A 15,360-nucleotide genomic window follows, 5' to 3' on the forward strand; every position below is an offset into this window, starting at 1 on the left:
AATTTTACTTTATTTTTTTAAGTTTATTATTGACTTTAATATTATTGAATTTAACTTTTGTTGCATTTTTAGTGGTTATTACAGAACTAGATTTTGCTTTTAAATCTAAATTCATTTCATTAAAACTACTATTATGAACATCGTCAAGAACAATAGCTGGCCTATCGTCTTCTCCTCTTAGTTTAAAAGTTACATTTTTCATTTTTAGACCTTTTACATGACGAGCATACATGCCGTAACTTGGCAATACTCCAAAAAACAATTGTTCTGGATACCTTGCTTCATCTTCGGCAATTACATTATTCTTAGCCCCTGTATTGCCAAAACCAGTGTACGAAAAATGAACATTCTCCATGGTTACGTTTTCAATATAGTGCCCAGGCAAACCTGTAAACATTATACCTTCGGTAGGCGGATCTATTCTTCCTGTTAGTCTAGCTTCTATATTTCTAAAAGTAATATTTCTCATTTTCCCTACAGGACGTCCTTCTGGTTTTACATCAGTTTCGTAAACTTGTTCAATAGATTTAGAGTAATCTCTACCACGATTACCCAGCCTTAAAAATATTGGCCCTCCACAGTTGAACATTTTAATGTTTTCAAAAAGAACATCTTCAAGTATAGCACCATCTACCGCTAATAGTTTTATGGTACCGTGACGACTATCGAAAAACTGAGAATTGGTAACCTTTACATTTCTAAATCCAGATTTTGATGCAGTTCCAAATTTTACAGATGCCCAATAACTGCTCACGGTACAGTTATCTACAAAAATATTTTCGGTGATTTTATCTACACTACTTTTTAAACAAATGGCATCATCTTCAACTTGTAAATTGGTATCTGTTATCCATACATTAGAGCAACCATCATAATTCATGCCATCATTATTACGGTTCTCCTTGTTGTAAACGTGGCACTTATTAATATAAATAGAATCGCACTCTCTAAAATACATACACCAAGACCCTGAATTTTTAATAATTGCTTGCTCAAAGCGTACATTTTTACATTCTTCAATTCTAAATAATTTAGGACGTTCATGACTATGTTTAAACATATAACCTTTGCCATTTATCTCTGAACGTGGATGACCAATAATTGTAATATTTTCCTGCCCTTTTGCGTAAAACAGACATTTTGAAAAATGTGGTTCTTCTGTAGCTACGGGCACTTCTGCGTAATCATTTAAACTGGAACTCCCAAAAAGTTCAACGCCTGCTTCTAATTTTAAAGTAATGTTACTTTTTAAAAACAAAGTTCCTGTAACGTAAGTTCCTTTTGGAATTATTACGATTCCTCCTACTTTATGAGCTTCGTCTATAGCTTTTTGAATTGCTTTTGTGCTTAATTCTTTGTGAGACTTTTTAGTCCCATAATCTAGAATATTAAATTCCTGGGCGTTCAAACTTAAACTAAGAAGAAACGCCAAACACAAGGTTATTTTTAGTTTCATGATGTTTAGTTTGAAGTGTTATAATATTTCCAAAAATCAACATTAACCAACTCATCATGAGATTTGTCTTTTAATTCAATGGCCTTTTGCTTCATTTCTTTTCTCATTTCGGCAACTTTTTCTGCATATTCCGGAAAATCGGCTAAATTGAAGGTTTCCCAAGGATCCTTTGTAATATTGAAAAGTTGTGTTACTCTTGATCCTGAAATAAACGCACCTCGTTTTCTATCTTTATCTGGAGCTCTTACATATTCTATAAGTTTATAATCCCCTTTACGATAAGCTCTTTGATGTTGACGATAAGCGTGATAGGTATAATCTCTTACGCCTTCTTTTTCGTAATTTATAATTGGCAATAAGCTTTTACCCGATGAGGACTCTGGAGTTTTGATTCCAATCATATCGCAAAGTGTTGGTAAAATATCGTAGTTATAGCAAAAGGCATCCTCTCTTCTTCCTTTGTTTTCTTCATCTACTAAACCTCCTGAAAGAATAAAGGGTATATGGATACCGTCTTCGTCATAGATATTTTGCTTACCCATTAAACCATGGTTTCCAACAGCCAAACCGCTATCTCCTGCCATAACAATTATGGTATTTTCATATTGTCCGCTATCCTTTAAAGCTTTAATTACACGCCCTATTTGCGCATCTAAATGACTAATAATCGCATAATAATCTGATAAATGTTGTTTTGCTATTTCATTAGTTCTTGGCCATTCTGCGAGTAACTCATCACGCAATACAATATGTCCGTTGTCAAAAGGGTGTTGCGGCATATACGAAGGTGGTAAAGCAATATCGGCTTCGGGATACATATCTTTGTATTCTTTAGGAGCCTGACGTGGATCATGCGGTGTTGGGAATGCCAAATAATGGAAGAAAGGTTTCTTCTGCTTATATTCTGAAATAAACTTAACGCTAGCGTCTGCTAATACTTCAGATACATGTGGCCCAGTTTTTTCCGTTCCTGTGGGGCCTCGTTTATCATCTTTTGTTAATGGACGACTTACAACTTCGCCTTTGTCATTATATTCCAATAGGTAACAGTTTTCGCGTTTATAATCACCTTTTGGTTCCCAATCGTGATAAGGCATTCTAAACTGATCTGTTAAATATGCTGGTTTTCCAGAAACTTTTGCACCATCATTAAATGAACGTGCTAAAGATTTCATGTCTTGATGCCATTTACCAACATGATAAGCATAGTAACCTTCTTTCATAAACATCTCGCCCATAGTTGTATGCGTATCTGGAATATCAAAACCTCTTCCTTTTAATTGAAATAAATTTCGTCCTGTAAGTAGCATGGCTCTACTAGGCACGCAGGTTGCACCAGAAAAAGCACCCATTAAATAGGCTTTAGTGAATGTGATACCATTATGCGCCAAATCATCTAGATTTGGCGTTAATACGGCTTGACCTCCAAGGGCATGAACACCTGTATACCTATGGTCATCTGTATAAATTACTAAAACATTTGGTTTCTTTTTTCTTTGAGCTTGTAGTTGAAACGTCATTAATCCTAACAAGCAAAAAGCTATTAAATTTTTCATCTTATTTAGTTAATATTAAATGTGTTTTTAAAATTATGATTCAACGATAAAAACAACTAAAAAACGGATACATTATAACTACATTAGCCATACACAGCACTACATTTTAACTACACACCACTAATACACAATAACCCAAACCCTTTTAAAATCAAATGTTTAGATAAAAAATACAGTGCTGTAAAACTAAACCCTACTCTCTTACAACAGAATAACCTTGGTTTTACTTCTGATAATAAACCTATACTACTTTTTCATTTGTTGTTATAAGTTTTTGCTTTTGGCGGTATGGCTTGTTCATAAAACGCATCTCTCTTTTTATGATAGTCTTTGTAACCTAATAAGACACATGGTATGTTATTTTCGTTCCATTCAACCCATTTTGAGTACATCTTTTTAGCTAGTTCGGACTTTTTATTTAATATGTTGTTAGCCTCAGAAACATCATCTGGCAAATAATACATTTCTGGGTTTTTAGTTTCTTTAACGTGCTTAGTTCCGTCTGATGCTAAAACAGACCATTTACTACCTCCGCGCCAGTACATGTAGTCATGTGGCGCTTCTTTGTTTTCACCAGTAACAAAAGGAATTAGATTAACACCTTCCATTTTTGTTGTTTTGTAGGCATCTGCTCCTGCTACCTCAACAGCTGTTCTAGAAATATCTAATGAATTTACAGGATAATCATAAACAGTTCCTGCCTTTATTTTATTAGGCCAACAGGCAATAAACGGCACATGAACACCACCATCATACATATTACCTTTACCGCCTCTAAAAGGTTTATTACTTGAGGCATTACCACCTTTTGGATTCTGAGTTGATGGTTGCGGACCTCCGTTATCACTAAGAAAGAATATTAAAGTGTTCTCGTAAATCCCATTGTCTTTTAAAGATTGTACCACTTCGCCTATTCCTCTATCCATTACATCTACCATGGCAGCATAAACACGTCTTTTCTTATCTTTTATATGGCTGTACCTTTCTATATCTTCCTTTGGTGCTTGTAGTGGTTGATGCGGGGCATTATAAGCTACATATAAAAAGAAAGGTTCATCCTTATTATCAGCTACAAATTTTGCAGCATCTTTACTTAAGGCCGTAGTTAAGTATCCGTCAAAACTTGCAGGTTTCTTATTTCTTACCAATCCTTGTAAATAGGCTTCCCAAACTTTCTTTGTTAAGTCTATTTTAAAATAATCATGCCCTCCTCCAAGAAATCCATAGAAATAGTCAAAACCTCTATTATTTGGATGAAATTCTTGTGCCGCACCTAAATGCCATTTGCCTACTGCTCCAGTTGTATACCCAACTTCCTGCATGCGTTCTGGGAAGAGTTTTTCGTTTGTATCAATTCCCATATGAGGGTTAGCTGGGTCATAAGCAGGATTGGTTTCAAAACCAAATCTGTAAGGATATCTACCCGACATTAAAGCTGCCCTACTAGGTCCGCAAAACGCATGATTTACATAACCTTGCTTAAAAATTACACCATTAGCTGCTAGAGCATCTAAATTTGGCGTTAAAATGTCTTTTGCTCCCGTAAAGCCCGTATCGGCATACCCCATATCATCTGCCATAAACACAATTACATTTGGTTTTTTGCTGGTGTTTTGTGCGTTTAAATCATCTGCTATCATTAAAGCTAGAAGTAAAACTAGTAATTTTCTCATTTGTATTTAATTATATAAAATTGTTTTTATTCCCAATTAAGTTTATCTATACTCACGCCTCTGTATGGCCATTCTACACTAGAAATATACCATTGGTTATTTTCATCTTTAAATATTTCTGGTGCATGAGATTTTAGTGTGGTTATTTCTTTTTCATGGTCTGTACCAAACCTTATTTTATCTTTAGAATGGTATACATATGTTGTATTTTGATAAGCGCCCTTTATGTCTTTACCATCCCAATTACCATCCCAAGAGCACACAAATAGATAAAACGCATCGTTATGAAAAATTAATGATGGCGATTCTGGATCAAATTTATTAGTTACCAAAATAGTTTCGGCTTCACTCCAATTTTTTAAATCTGAAGATTTACGCATTTTTACGCATTTCTTAGAACAATAAACGATATAGTACGTACCATCATGAAACAATAAGCTAGGATCTCTAGCGCCTTCTATTTCATGAAACAATTTTCCTTTTGTTTCCCATTTATACAAATCTGAAGATGTAGCTAACCGTATTGGACTTGGCCCATAAATCATTTGGTAAAGTCCGTCTTTTTTAAAGATATAAGGCGCATGGTTTGAAAGCATTTCTCCTGGTCTTTCTTTTGGTGATAATACTTTAGGCAAATCTTGATAATGATGTCTTTCTATGGTTTCGTTAAAGTTTGTTTTTGATGATACAGCATGAAATGAAGCATATTCTCCTTGATGCACATTTCCTATTAAACTTTCGGCTTCAACTAAAGGGTGCGTAATTCCAAAAATATGCCATTTACCAAAACTATCTTTTACAAATGTATGATCATTAGGCACCCAATTTGTGTACCATTTTCCCTCCTTTAATTGCTTGGTGTCTGGACCAAAAAAATAGTCGCCCTCTGGTTTATATATCCATTTATAGTTGTTGGTTTGTTTTGGGATAAGCGTTTTATTTTCTTCATTATTTTCACATTGAAAAAAAACAAAACAACACCCCATTAAGGCATAAATAGACAATGTTTCAATATGCGTTCTAAAATTTTGCAAAGTTCTATATTAATTGGTTTTGGTTGTTTAGACTTGTTAGGTTACCTAGCTTCTCAAAATTAAGTGATTAGAATCTGCAAAAAGGACAGAAATACATTGAAAAACACAATAAATGGTTAAAAAAACACCCCTAAACATTATTTGTATAGGGGTAGTATATATTACATATATATTTTGTTTCAATCTTATTTTGAATGCTCTAAAAGCGTTTTGTTTGCCTTGTCTATTCTTTGGCGCTGTTCTTTACTTAAACCATGCCTGTATAAAGTTTGAATCTTTGGCTTATTATGATGTCTTTTCATTTTTGGATCATGTACATCTAAACTTAAATCGCAATCAAATCTAAGTAATACAGCATGATTCTTTTTCCAATTACCATGTGGTACAGTAAAATGCGATATACCCCAAGTTATTCCTCTACCGTCTTTTGTATTTGTAAACACATCTGGAATATAGGGTCCTGCAGCATCTGGCATCATTTCTACATTAGCAGCTACATCAAAATTCACCCAATCTTTTGCATACTGTATGGTATTCATTTCATTTCCATCTCTTATTGCAAACGCGGCTACACCTTCTTTAAAAGGAAATAATGTAGTTTCATGACCAGAGTTCATTATTGGATTTAATGGATGCTTTTCAAATGGTCCTAACGGATTATCGGCTATAGCCAGTCCGTGCATACGAACAGTATTAATTCCCTTACTACCTTTAAAATCTGATTTGTAATACAAGTATATCTTACCATTATGAACAATTGGATATGGATCATGAATAGAAAATTGATCCCACTCACCCGGTGCTCCATTGGGTATTACCTCTTTATTATAGGGTTTCCATGGCCCATCAGGAGAATCTGCATATGATACTGCCACTGGGCAATTATCACCTCCGTTTTTACCTGGAGCTACTGAAAACGCTTGATAGTACAAGTAGTATTTACCTTCCCAAACCAAAATATCTGTAGTAGTAACAGAACGGTGCCCCAAGTTAGGTTTTTCGGCTCTTGGAACTGCAACACCCTGTTCCTCCCATGTAAAACCATCTTTTGAAGTAGCATAGAAAATATCGGCTAAATCCCAATCTGCCGATGGAATAGAATCATTGCTTAAATGCGCATTAGACACCCCAACTGGTGCTGCTGCGGTTTCACGGTGTGTATACCACATGTAATATTTACCATTTGCAAAAATAATTTTTGAAGGGTCTCTGCGGGAAATTGTACCATCGCCATCATTATAATCGAATCCTTTTAACTTGGTATATTTAAATTGAGTAAAAAGCTCATTGGTTTCTTGACGCGGCCCCATATAAGCATCATAATTTCTTTCAAGGGCAGCACTTAAGGGCCTATTTGGTTTTGTTTCTGGTAATTTATAAGGAAAACCTCCTTGAGAATTCTGTATTTCTGTTTTTGTTTCTTTTTTAGCTTGTGAACATGCTACTAACGAAATAAAAACTGTAAATAAGCAAATTATTGTGTTTAGTTTGAAATAAAATTTCATGATTTTGTAAAGTGATTATTGAGTTATATTAATAATTAATGTATTATTATCTAATACAGATTTTGTATCATTTTCTGCTAACAACTTTGAAACCAGTTTATATTTACCTACTTCAGGTATATTTTTAAAAACTAATGTTTGCTTTAAGTTAGCATAACCTGCTAATGCATTTATAGTTACTTCTGCAACTTTTTTATCATCAGCATTAATCAATTGTAATACAATTTTTTTGTTTGCGTTTGTTTTGTAACTTAAAGGAAACTCAATAGTTTTTGATGCTTTTACAAATATTTCGGCTGTTTCAAAAAAAACAGCTTCATTATATAATTGTATTTCAGCTTCTAAATTTGAGTTATTCTCTTTGTTTGCATCAACCAACTGATATCCACGAACCCAATCATAATAAACTGTGTTCTTAGTATCATCAGCTAATTCTTCATCTGTTGGCAAAGAAATCCAAGGAAATGGGTATGTTTCGTGTACCAAGCGCATATACATGGGTTTATCCATGGGTTTATTGGTAATCTTGTCGTAAAATTTTTGGTGTTTAGGCTCTTGGTTGTCGTAGTAGTAACTAGCTTGTGTTTCATCTTTCCACCAACCGCCATAAACATGAAAATCATTTGAAGCTACTTCATCATCTTCATATCTTACTTGAGCAGCTCTATAATCATGTCTTTCTCCTTCACAATCACTATACCAATAATGCGCATTAGAGTGCATACCTTTTGCAAAGTATTGGCCTTTAAAATCTCCTGTACGCCCAATACATTCTTGAATGTCCCATTCTTGGTGATAGCTATCACACCCGTTAGGGCCTTTACCACCACCTCCAGAAAACCAAAATGTGGTTGACATGGTTGTTGCTGCTGCCTTTACTCTGCATTCATAAAAACCAAAAAGCGCTGTTTTTTTTGATACTACAGCGGCACCTTTAATATTAAACATTACTTCTTTTGAACCTGTTTTAACCAAAGTATCTTTTTCCATTTTTTCGCCTTTAAGTTGCAGATAGCCATCTGCCACTTTTACCTGAGAAGCCATAAAAAGCCCCGGGGCTCTACCTTTCCATGTTGGATGATGGTCTAACCATTTGGTTGCATCTAGTTTATTACCATTAAACTCATCTGAAAAATCTGGATTTAATACCCAACGTTTGCCAACTGGAGGCTTTGGAGGTCCTGACTGCGCTTGTAAGGAACCTCCAAAACTCACCAATAACACTAAAATAAAAAGCTTTATAATTGTATGGTACTGTTTCATAGATTGTTATATTTCATTATAAAAATCTATTTTTTACAGGTATTCTGCTAAAGCAAATGTCTAAATATATAGCAGGTATGTTCTATATAGTCTATTTATATAGTATTTGTAAAGTTGTTTTTTTTAAGTATATAATTTTAATCCCTAAAAACAGCACCCCAATCTTCTATTGGAGATGCACAATTTTCTAGGCCACACACAAAGCCAAAGCATATGAAAGTTATAATTTTAAGTGTTTTCATATCTAATTCTTGCTTATTTAAAGGAGATAAAAAAACACTCAAACTTGGGTAAAATATTAGTAGCTCTTAGGCGGCACTACTTTTCCTTCAGTGACACCTTGCCAACTATCAGTTCTAAAATTCGTTACTGGAAGTCCGTTTCTATCGTATAAATTAACTCTAGGATTGTTTTCAAAACCGTAACGAACAGCAACGGGATTTTCTACGTTATCTGAATAGACCTCAACCTTGTTTTTACCTATAATTTTGGCTTTGGCCCAAACAAATTTTTTATCAGATCCGGAAATAGCAAATCCTTTAATTTCGTCAAAATCAAAAGTACACAACCCTTTATCTATATGGCTAAATGAGATGATAGCTTTGTTTCCTTTAATTTCCATTGAAGAAAATCGTGGACTATCTGATGCCATTGCATAACCATAGTCATTGGCTAAAGCATGACGCACTAACCTGTTAGCCGGAGTTTGTTTATCTCTGGGATGTATATCTTTAGCTTCTCCAACATCTGTAACTATAGCCTCTCCTGTATTGGGTAAAGACAGGGTCATGGTTTGTGCTTCTCTTAATTCTGCCCAAGAACCCCCGGTTGGGACTTTTGATTCCTCAAGAAAATCTGCCATTTGCACCCAATAAAACGGGAAATCTCCCTGTCCCCATAAATTTCGGTAAGTCTTAATTAGCAACGGGAATAGTTCTCTATATTGATAAGCTCTACCTGCGTTGGTTTCGCCTTGACACCATATAATACCTTTTATGCCGTAACCAACACTGGCATTTACCATACCCTTATAAATACTACCAGGGCGCTTTCTTCCAATTCGAATATCTTCTGGCGGCCACTTCTTTTTTCCTGGCTTACCATTTGCTAACCAGTATTTATACGCTTCTTTCTTTTTCTCAAAAACGGCATCGGAATAACCTGCAATTTGATCATCCCAAGATTTTACAAGTTCATCATGCCCTTCTTCTTCTAAAACTTGTCTTGGAATCCACGCTTCTATTGCCGAACCTCCCCAAGCATTATTTATCAATCCTATGGGTACACCTAGTGTATTGTGTAAACGTTTTCCAAACAAATAACCTATAGCTGAGAAATTCTTAACAGTTTCTGGTGTACAAAGATTCCAGCTTACATCTAAATTATCTGTGGGTTTCTCACTCCCTACTTTTGGAACATTCATCAATCTTATATTGGGGTAATTTGCTGATGCAACCTCTACATCGGCATGATTAGAACTTCCTAAGGAGAATTGCATATTGGACTGACCAGAGCACATCCAAACCTCGCCTACTAAAACATCTTGAATTTCGATTTTGTTACTCCCTTGTACGGTTAAAACAAATGGGCCTCCTGCATCAATAGGACTTAACTTTACCATCCAACGGCCATTTTTATCTGCAATAGTTTGATGTGTTTGATTTGCAATTGAAACCGATATCTTTTCACCATTGGATGCTTTTCCCCAAACAGGGTTTATTTGTTTCTGCTGTAGTACCATATGGTCCGAAAACATATTTGACAATGTTACTTGGGCATTCAATTGAAACACCCAAAAAATCATTAACCAACAAACAAACCCTTTTAATGAGACCGATTTCATATTACTTTTTATTTTATTGTTTATACCATCCTTTTGTTGTGCCTTTTAAATAACCAATGGCCCATCCACTTCCTTTTTGAGAAGCCCAAAACACATCTTGCCTGTAAGGGTCTGGTTTTACATCAACCACTCTATCATGTTGCCCTAAACCAATATTAACTTTGTTCCAAGTATTTCCTCCATTCATAGAAATATAAACTCCTGGATTTAATTTTGCTTTGGCATTTTTTGCTCTGTGCGGTAAAGGAGCACTTACTATTAAAATATCAGGGTTTAAGGGTGAGGTTTCGCACTGCCAAACATAAGGCAACTTAAAAATCCTTTCCCAAGACTTTCCTTTATTTTTACTCAACCATACACCACTACCTGTGTCTGTGGCATTTTCATTTCCGGCAGACAGATACATGTATTTATTATTTCTATCTATAAAGATATTGGTTACATTTTTAATTTCAGAAGGAATTTTAACTTCTTTCCAATCGCCACCCTTATTTGTTGATTTGAATAATCCGCCATTGTCGTCATTAACTGCGGCATATAAAATTTCAGGATTATCAGGATCTAAAACCACCCGTCTTACACTTGCGCCTTCATGAAAACCTTTATTACTAAGTTGCCATGTATGGCCTTCATCAAAAGAACGACAAAAACCAAACTCGCCTTTTGTTAAGGTTTTAGCATATGGCCCTGCTACTTGAGAAATAGGTGTTTTGGTAGCACAGAAATACATGTTTTTAGTATTTACAGGATCAAAAATTAAGGAATTCATAAACACCAATCTTTCGTGCATTGGGGTGTCTGCAGCAAAAATGGTTGCTATACTTTCCCAAGTTTTACCGCCATCTAAGGAACGCCTTAATTTACCTCTATGATTTTGACGGTACGGTAAAAAGTAAATTTTACTGGGGTCTTTTGGATGTACCGCAATTGGCCCTGTAGAATGTGCTCCTCCATGATGTATCTGTCCTTCAATTTGCTCTACCGCAACCGCCATTTTATCTGGATAATTACCTAAAGGAGCTGTTTGCCATAAGCCATGTTCTCCGCTTCCCAATAAATATCTGTTCTTTATCCCTGTTTCTAATAGCATATAGCGTCCTGGTAAATTACTATCGCCTTTACCAATCCAATGTTTAGAGTTTAATGCTGTTTCATTATCATCTATTTGTTGCCAAGTTTCTCCTCCATTTTTAGATTGTAGCACTTGCTGGTCTAAACAAATATAAACAGTTCCATTTGTATTTATCTCTAGAAAACGGTTACCCCAAACATCTTCTCTTCTGTCCATTTCTGGCTGTAAATGCGAAAAAAACGTATTGGTATTAGTTGGGTTATTTCTTGATTCCCAATAAGCTTTATCGGTATTATCTATCCAATACTTTCCTGTTCTAGCTACCGCTATCCAAGTTTTTCCGCCGTCACTAGTTTTCCAAGCATCACCTGTTAAAAATGACTTATCATGTTTTGTATTATGAGACAAGTAAATGTCATTTTTATTTTTAGGGTTTACTTGAATTCGGTGCCATACATCTAAAACTTGGGTTGGATACTTAGGATATTTGGCCTTAACTTCTGCTACACTTTTTTGAAACCAAAACGCAACCGCTTTCCAATATCTATTTTGTAATGCTTTACTTGTAATTTTGCTTAAATCTACAGGCAGATTTCCTGTAATGTTTTGCCAGGTTTTTCCGCTATCTGAACTTTTGTAAACGCCACCTTTGGTGGTTAGGGTTTTTCCGTTTGGAATGAATGCCGTTTGATCTACAAGATATAATATAAATTCCTTGGTTTTTTTATTATAATAAAAGTCTAAATCTCTGGGACGATTTACCTCCAAGCCATCACCACTAGGTTTCCAAGTTCTTCCTTTATCCTCGCTTCTAAAAACCCCTTGGTTAGTAATAGCAATAACTATTTTTGAATTGTTTGGGTTTACAACTATTCTTCCAACATCTAAATTCTTAAATTCTCCTATTTTGAATAGTTCCCAAGTTTTTCCAGAATCTACACTTCTGTAAACACCTTCATTTTTGAACTTGCGTGATTGCCCGTCTTTATGACGATGGTTGGCTTTAACATTCCAGAAATCGCCTTGTCCTACATACCAAACCTTATCATTTGAAGGATCTACCATTATTTCAGCTGACCTTCCTTTAAATTTTCTAACAAATGTCCAAGTTTTGCCAGTATCTTGAGTCTTAAACAACTGCCCACCACCAGTAATTGCAAAACCAAAATTTGGTTTTTGGTAGGAAAACATAAACTTACGTACTCTTGCTAAATCTTTACCATCGCCATCAGGATTTTTAACGGTATGCCAGGTTTTTCCAGCATCCCAACTTCCGTAGGTATTAAACATATCGGGAGACATGAACATAACATTTTCATTGGTTGGGTGACACCAAAATTCTTCGCAATAACCAGACATACCCGGACCAACTTGACGCCAAGTCACTAAATCTGTTGATAATACGGTTTCAGAATTTAACTTTTTAAAATAATCATTATTTATTTGAGCTTGAATATTAAACCCTAACAAAACAACACTGATTAACAGATAATATCTTCTCATTTTTTTATTTTGAAATTAATGCTACACTAACCGTTTCTAATCCTTCTGAGGTAATTGTACATGTAATATTTCCTGCCTCTTGAGTAGATTGTAAAATTGCTAAGCATTTACCGTGAAAAGCAGAGCGTTTATTTGCTTTAAAGGGCTCTAAACCCATACTGTTGCCATTACCAACACCTGCAATAATTGCTGGTCCTTCAACATTAAATTTTAATGTATTATTAGCCGTGGGCACTTCGTTTCCGTCCTTATCTAGAATTGTACATTCCACATAAATTACATCTTGCCCGTTGGCCTTCATTTCAGTTCTTCTGGTTTCAACTTTAATTTTTGCTGGAGCTCCTGCGGTTTTAACCACTTTTTCGGCTATTATACTTCCGTTTTTAAAAGACACTGCTTTTAGCTCTCCTGGTTGGTAAACAACATCCCAACTTTGGTATTCAACAGCATTTAAATTATTTTTTTTCTTACCTAAAGATTTCCCATCTTGAAACAGCTCTACTTCATCACCGTTTGTATAACTATGCACCGTTACCTTTTTACCTTCCATTCCTTTTAAATTCCAATGCGGAAATATGTGAACCATAGGCTTATTTGACCATTGACTTTGGTAAAAATAGTAACCATCTTTTGGAAAACCAGCCAAATCAATAGGTGCAAAACATGATGAACGCGCAGGCCAACCAAAGGGTATTACTTCGCCTAAATAATCCCAACCTGTCCAGATAAACATTCCCATGATGTTTGGATATTTTTTTGTCATACGCCATGCTTCCATACCAGGTTCACCAAGTATACCTCTACTTTCAACCCACTCATAAGCATCGTTATGCTCGTAGTTCAGTTTATCCCACCATGCTTTTTTTTCTTCATTATATAAATATGTAGAACGTGGGTAAAATGATTGCGCAGATTGATGTTCTGTTATTACGCTTTTAATATCTTTTAAAAGATCTATTTCGTTTAAATAGCGTTCTTCAGTAATATAATTAAACCCATAAATATCACTTGTTGCAGCGGCTTCTTGGTTTGGCCTATTTGGGCTCCAATACCCATGCACACCATTTGTTACTGGCCTGTAATCTAAATTATGCACAATATTGGCCAATCTTTTACCTATAGCAACCCCTTCATCTTTACTCATTTGATGAATTTCATTACCAATACTCCACATAATAACAGATGGGTGATTTCTATCTCTTAATAGCATATCTTGTAAATCTATATCTGCCCATTCTTTAAATTTATTGGCATAGAAATCTACAGGAATTCTTATTTTTTTACCGTTTTGAGTTGTCATTGGTTCTTTAATAAGTTCCCATTCATCAAACGCCTCATTCATTACCAAAAAGCCCATACTATCGCACACTTTTAAAAACTCTTCAGAAAATGGGTTATGAGCGGTACGAACGGCGTTACTTCCCATTTCACGAAGTTTTTCCAACTGGCGTTCTACTGTTCGTCTATAAATTGCAGCCCCTAGAGGTCCGCCCGCATGATGTAAACAAACACCTTTTAATTTTGTTACCTTTCCGTTTAGTTTAAAACCTTCGTTCTTGCTAAATTCTAATGTTCTAATACCTGTTTTGTTTTCTTCGGAATACACCACAACATCAGCTTCTAAAATTTCTGTTTTAATAGTATACAGGTTAGGTGTTTCTTGACTCCAAACTTGCGGATTAGGCACTTCTAAAACACTATGCGCTGTTTCTTTTCTTGTTGAAGCAATAATGACACCATTTGAAATAGTAGCAACCGCTTCACCATTTGGAGCATAAGCGGTATGACGAATAATTACTGATTTCTCTTCAGAAAAATCATTTTGTACAGAAGTTTCAATTTTTATTTCGGCCTTTTTAGAAGTATAGTTATCTGCCACAATATAATTGCCCCAAATTGGTACATACAGCTTGTTTGTTTTTATTAAATGCACATGACGATAAATACCGGTACCAGTATACCACCTTGACCCTGGTTGACTTGAGTTATCTAGCTTAACTGTAATAACATTATTTCCTCCAAATTTGATATGATTGGTCATATCATAATGAAATGCAATATATCCTAGTGGTCTTTTACCAAGAGAGTGCCCATTTATAAATACCTCCGAATTTCTGTAAGCGCCATCAAAATAAATAACAAAGCGCTTGTTTTTATCTTCTTTGGCTACTTGAAATGTTTTTCTGTAAGTTACTTTTCCTGTTTGCAACCAACCGCCGCGAGAGAATGATGGGTTGTTTTTACTAAAGTTGCCTTCAATACTCCAATCATGTGGTAAATTTACATTACGCCACAAAGTGTCATTAAAATTTACATCTTCAGAATTTGAAATATCATTAGCGTAAAATTTCCAATTAAAATCAAAATTCTCTTTTGTATTAAGAGTTTGTGGGCTATTACAAGCCAAAACACACAACAATAATGCAAGCAACCCAAACTTAAATTTTACACGCAT

The 15,360-nt window shown here is 35.1% G+C and carries 9 protein-coding genes; all 9 read right to left on the reverse strand.

From position 1 onward, the window contains the following. Positions 1-4 precede the first annotated feature (4 nt). Positions 5-1,456, reverse strand: coding sequence for a glycoside hydrolase family 28 protein (locus tag FUA26_RS15100; protein ID WP_147138027.1), 1,452 nt, complete (start codon positions 1,454-1,456; stop codon positions 5-7). A gap of 5 nt (positions 1,457-1,461) precedes the next feature. Beyond that, the gene (locus tag FUA26_RS15105; RefSeq protein ID WP_147138030.1) at positions 1,462-3,012 is read right to left on the reverse strand and encodes a sulfatase-like hydrolase/transferase; all 1,551 of its coding nucleotides are present in this window, start codon (positions 3,010-3,012) and stop codon (positions 1,462-1,464) included. A gap of 254 nt (positions 3,013-3,266) precedes the next feature. After that, positions 3,267-4,685: a sulfatase-like hydrolase/transferase gene (locus FUA26_RS15110; RefSeq protein WP_147138033.1), complete on the reverse strand. Its 1,419-nt coding sequence runs from the start codon at positions 4,683-4,685 to the stop codon at positions 3,267-3,269. A gap of 26 nt (positions 4,686-4,711) precedes the next feature. Further along, on the reverse strand, positions 4,712-5,719 hold the full coding sequence (locus tag FUA26_RS15115) for a family 43 glycosylhydrolase (RefSeq protein ID WP_147138035.1): 1,008 nt from the start codon (positions 5,717-5,719) through the stop codon (positions 4,712-4,714). 185 nt (positions 5,720-5,904) lie between these two features. Then, entirely contained in the window at positions 5,905-7,224 is a 1,320-nt protein-coding gene (locus FUA26_RS15120) for a glycoside hydrolase family 117 protein (protein ID WP_147138038.1), read from the reverse strand. A gap of 15 nt (positions 7,225-7,239) precedes the next feature. Further along, positions 7,240-8,487: a family 16 glycosylhydrolase gene (locus tag FUA26_RS15125; RefSeq protein WP_147138041.1), complete on the reverse strand. Its 1,248-nt coding sequence runs from the start codon at positions 8,485-8,487 to the stop codon at positions 7,240-7,242. Between the two features lie 298 nt (positions 8,488-8,785). Next, the gene (locus FUA26_RS15130) at positions 8,786-10,330 is read right to left on the reverse strand and encodes a sialate O-acetylesterase (protein ID WP_222611775.1); all 1,545 of its coding nucleotides are present in this window, start codon (positions 10,328-10,330) and stop codon (positions 8,786-8,788) included. A gap of 13 nt (positions 10,331-10,343) precedes the next feature. Next, entirely contained in the window at positions 10,344-12,905 is a 2,562-nt protein-coding gene (locus FUA26_RS15135) for a VPS10 domain-containing protein (protein WP_147138044.1), read from the reverse strand. A gap of 4 nt (positions 12,906-12,909) precedes the next feature. Further along, on the reverse strand, positions 12,910-15,360 hold the full coding sequence (locus tag FUA26_RS15140; RefSeq protein ID WP_147138047.1) for a glycoside hydrolase family 2 TIM barrel-domain containing protein: 2,451 nt from the start codon (positions 15,358-15,360) through the stop codon (positions 12,910-12,912).

This window comes from Seonamhaeicola algicola (genome assembly GCF_007997385.1).
In the GTDB taxonomy this organism is placed as follows: domain Bacteria; phylum Bacteroidota; class Bacteroidia; order Flavobacteriales; family Flavobacteriaceae; genus Seonamhaeicola; species Seonamhaeicola algicola.